The organism is Staphylococcus pasteuri (genome assembly GCF_003970495.1).
Taxonomy (GTDB): Bacteria; Bacillota; Bacilli; order Staphylococcales; family Staphylococcaceae; genus Staphylococcus; species Staphylococcus pasteuri.
Genome location: NZ_RXWW01000086.1, coordinates 1 through 3,311 on the forward strand (window position 1 = coordinate 1; position 3,311 = coordinate 3,311).

Sequence of the window (3,311 nt, forward strand, 5' to 3'; positions counted from 1 at the left end):
AATTGATTCTTACATAAAATACATTTCTACTATATAAATTGCACATTTCCTCTTTACACTTTAAAGTTACAAATTACATTTTATTTTTCATAATGTTACTTTTAAAATTATTTGCTTTCATAAAATAAACATCGAGAAAGTAAGGCAAATACATTTTTGTTATAGTTTCTAACAATTTGAAAATGTATACTTCTTACTATCTCGATGTAAGACTAATCATTATTCTTTTAGTTCTTTTTCAATATCTTTAATTTCTTTTTGAGATAAATCTACAGGTTTTTCGCCATCTTTAGTATCTTCTTTCAATGCTTTTTGAGCTTCTTTTGAATGATATAACTTAACTATTTTTTTGTAAGTTTTATTATCTATGTCTTTTGAATTAACTGCAATAATATTAATGTACGGTTGTACTGCATCAGAATTCTGATCTTCTAAATAAATTGGATCTTTCTTTGGATTCTTTCCTGCTTTTGTCGCCACACCATTATTAATAACTGATATATCTACATCTGATAATGCGCGTGCAGTTTGCTGTGCATCGACTGCTTTAATTTTTAAATTTTTAGGGTTATCAACTATATCTTTTGTAGTGCCATTTAAACCAAAATCCTTTTTCAATTTAATTAAGCCTGCTGATTCTAATAATTTAAGTGCACGTGCTTGATTTGATACGTCATTTGGTATAACTACTTGAGCTCCTTTTTTCACATCTTTTATATCTTTTATCTTATCTGAATAAATACCTAAAGGTGCTAATACCGTTGTACTCATTGCTGAGATTTTGGCATCTTTATGTGCTTTCTTATATTGATCTAAAAACGCAAAATGTTGAAAGGCATTCATATCGATGTCTCCATCACTTAATGCTTTATTCGGAACATTATAATCAGAAAAATGCTTGATTTGTACATCGATACCATCTTTTTTAGCTAGTTCTTTCACTTTTTCCCATGCTTTAGTGTCATTAGATGCTACACCAACTGTAACTTGTTTGTCGTTCTTCCCACCACAAGCAGATAATACTAATACCGCTAAAATAATTACTCCTAAAATTTTCTTCATATTGTTTACGCCTCCTATATCATGGAAATAAATAGATTTTAATTTCTTCTAATTTTACGTGAAATAAAATTACCGAGTGATTGAATAATTTGTACAATTATAATTAATACAACTACAGTTATGACGATGACGATTGTATCGAAACGTTGGTAACCATATACAAGTGCTAAATCACCTATACCTCCGCCACCAACAGCTCCAGCCATTGCTGTGCTTCCTATTAAGCCTATAATGGCAGTTGTAATTGCTAAAATAAGTGATCCTAATGCTTCTGGAAGTAGGAAATAACGGATAATTTGTATAGGAGACGCTCCCATTGCTTTTGCGGCCTCTATGATACCATCATCTACTTCTAATAATGAGTTTTCTACAAGTCTTGCAATATAAGGTGCAACATACACTGTTAAAGGAACAATTGCAGCAGTCGTACCTATAGAAGTACCTACCAACATTTTGGTAAAAGGTATAATTGCAATTAGTAAAATAATAAAAGGTATAGATCTTAATATATTTATGATGGGGTTAAGTATTTGATGTAAAATCGCATTGGGCCAAATCCCATTTTTCCTAGTAATAACTAGTAATACCCCTAGTGGTATGCCGATTAATGCACCAATGACCAATGCTACTGTAACCATATAGAGTGTTTCATATAGCGCTTGTATTAATTGTGATGAATCTAAACTAGAACCAAACATTTATCTAAACCTCCTCATAATGTATTTTGTTATTTTCAAAAAATGAATTAAGATTGAATTTCTTGTAATTTTCATCTTTTTTGATACGAATCCACATATAGCAAACCGTATCTCCTTGTATTTCAGACATAGATGAAAACAAGACGTTCACATTTAAATGATAGTTGTTTATCATTTCATTTAATAAAGGATATTCAATTTGTTCTTGATCAATAAATAATTTTAAATCAATATCACTTTCATTTTTATAACGATTAAAAGAATCTATGAGTGATTTAGAAGGTTCCATATTGACTACAGTAGTTACAAAGTTATGAGCGGTCTTGGTTTTAGGATTGCTAAATACTTCTTTAACGTCACCTATCTCAACTACTTCGCCATTTTCCATAACTGCTACTCTATTACAAATTTTTTGTATAACACTCATATCATGTGTGATCATCATCACTGTTACGCCAAATGTTTTATTTACATTACTCAATAAGTTTAATATTGAATTGGTTGTAGCAGGATCAAGTGCACTTGTTGCTTCATCACATAACAACACTTTAGGATTAGTTATTAGGGCACGAGCAATGGCAACTCTTTGTTTCTGTCCACCCGATAATTCATCAGGAAATTGATTCTTTTTATCACTTAAACCAACAAATTTTAATATGGAATCTACTCTTTCTTGAATTTCTTTTTTATCTTTTCCGCTTAAAATTAAGGGCATTGCTACATTTTTAAAGACTGTTTTAGAATTCAATAAATTAAAATGTTGGAATATCATACCGATATCTTTTTTAACTTTACGTAATTCTCTTTCCTTATATGTATTAATTTCATGTCCATCAACGATTACTTGTCCATCAGTAGCATGTTCTAATTGATTCACTAATCTAACTAAGGTACTTTTACCTGCGCCACTATACCCTATGACACCGAAAATATCATATTGATTAATCGTGAATGATATATTTTTCAATGCATGTATCTTTTCTTTCTTTTTATGAAATACTTTATTTACATTGTTAAATTCAATCAATCATAACCCTCCTCCTGTTTTAATCCCGATAATTATTATCTGAATATTTGCATTATATTGTAAGGGCGTGATCTAGTCAACACCATTTTCTGATTTTTCTAAAAATAGCAATTATTTTAACTTCTTTGTTTTAGATGTTCCATAATAATTAACAGTTTTCAACAACAACCCCATTTCATCTATACCGATTATCTATCAATAATTAACATTAATTATAATTCTTACTTTACTTATCTAGTTTAAGGGTGTATAGTTAATCTAACGTAATAAAAGGTCGTGAATTTGATTGAAGTTTATTTGTTTAGAATATACTCCTTTTGATTAATGAAATTTGTTACAAATATTTAGTGCAAAAGCACACGGAGGTATTCGATATGAATAACGGTACAGTTAAATGGTTTAATGCAGAAAAAGGTTTTGGTTTCATCGAAAGAGAAGATGGAAATGACGTATTCGTACATTTCTCAGCAATCGCTGAAGAAGGATACAAATCATTAGAAGAAGGACAAAAAGTTGAATTCGAC

The 3,311-nt window shown here is 29.8% G+C and carries 4 protein-coding genes; 1 reads left to right on the forward strand and 3 read right to left on the reverse strand.

The features are described from left to right. Positions 1–219: 219 nt before the first annotated feature. The 3 genes from gmpC to CD121_RS11275 are packed head-to-tail and all read right to left on the reverse strand — an operon-like array spanning position 220 to position 2,787. Positions 220–1,062 carry a dipeptide ABC transporter glycylmethionine-binding lipoprotein gene (gmpC, locus tag CD121_RS11265; RefSeq protein WP_017638306.1) on the reverse strand — a complete coding sequence of 281 codons (843 nt, stop codon included), beginning with the start codon at positions 1,060–1,062 and terminating at the stop codon, positions 220–222. 38 nt (positions 1,063–1,100) lie between these two features. Continuing rightward, positions 1,101–1,760 (reverse strand): methionine ABC transporter permease, encoded by a 660-nt coding sequence (locus tag CD121_RS11270; RefSeq protein ID WP_017638305.1) that lies wholly within the window; start codon positions 1,758–1,760, stop codon positions 1,101–1,103. A 4-nt stretch (positions 1,761–1,764) separates the two neighbouring features. Beyond that, on the reverse strand, positions 1,765–2,787 hold the full coding sequence (locus CD121_RS11275; RefSeq protein ID WP_017638304.1) for a methionine ABC transporter ATP-binding protein: 1,023 nt from the start codon (positions 2,785–2,787) through the stop codon (positions 1,765–1,767). A gap of 374 nt (positions 2,788–3,161) precedes the next feature. On the opposite strand from CD121_RS11275, the gene CD121_RS11280 reads away from it, so the two are divergent. After that, positions 3,162–3,311 (forward strand): cold-shock protein (locus tag CD121_RS11280; protein ID WP_143565116.1); only part of this gene is annotated, 150 nt, incomplete at its 3' end.

Coding starts and splice junctions, on each gene's coding strand:
- gmpC (WP_017638306.1), bottom strand. CDS start 1,062: ATGAAGAAAATTTTAGGAGTAATTATTTTAGCGGTATTAGTATTATCT.
- CD121_RS11270 (WP_017638305.1), bottom strand. CDS start 1,760: ATGTTTGGTTCTAGTTTAGATTCATCACAATTAATACAAGCGCTATAT.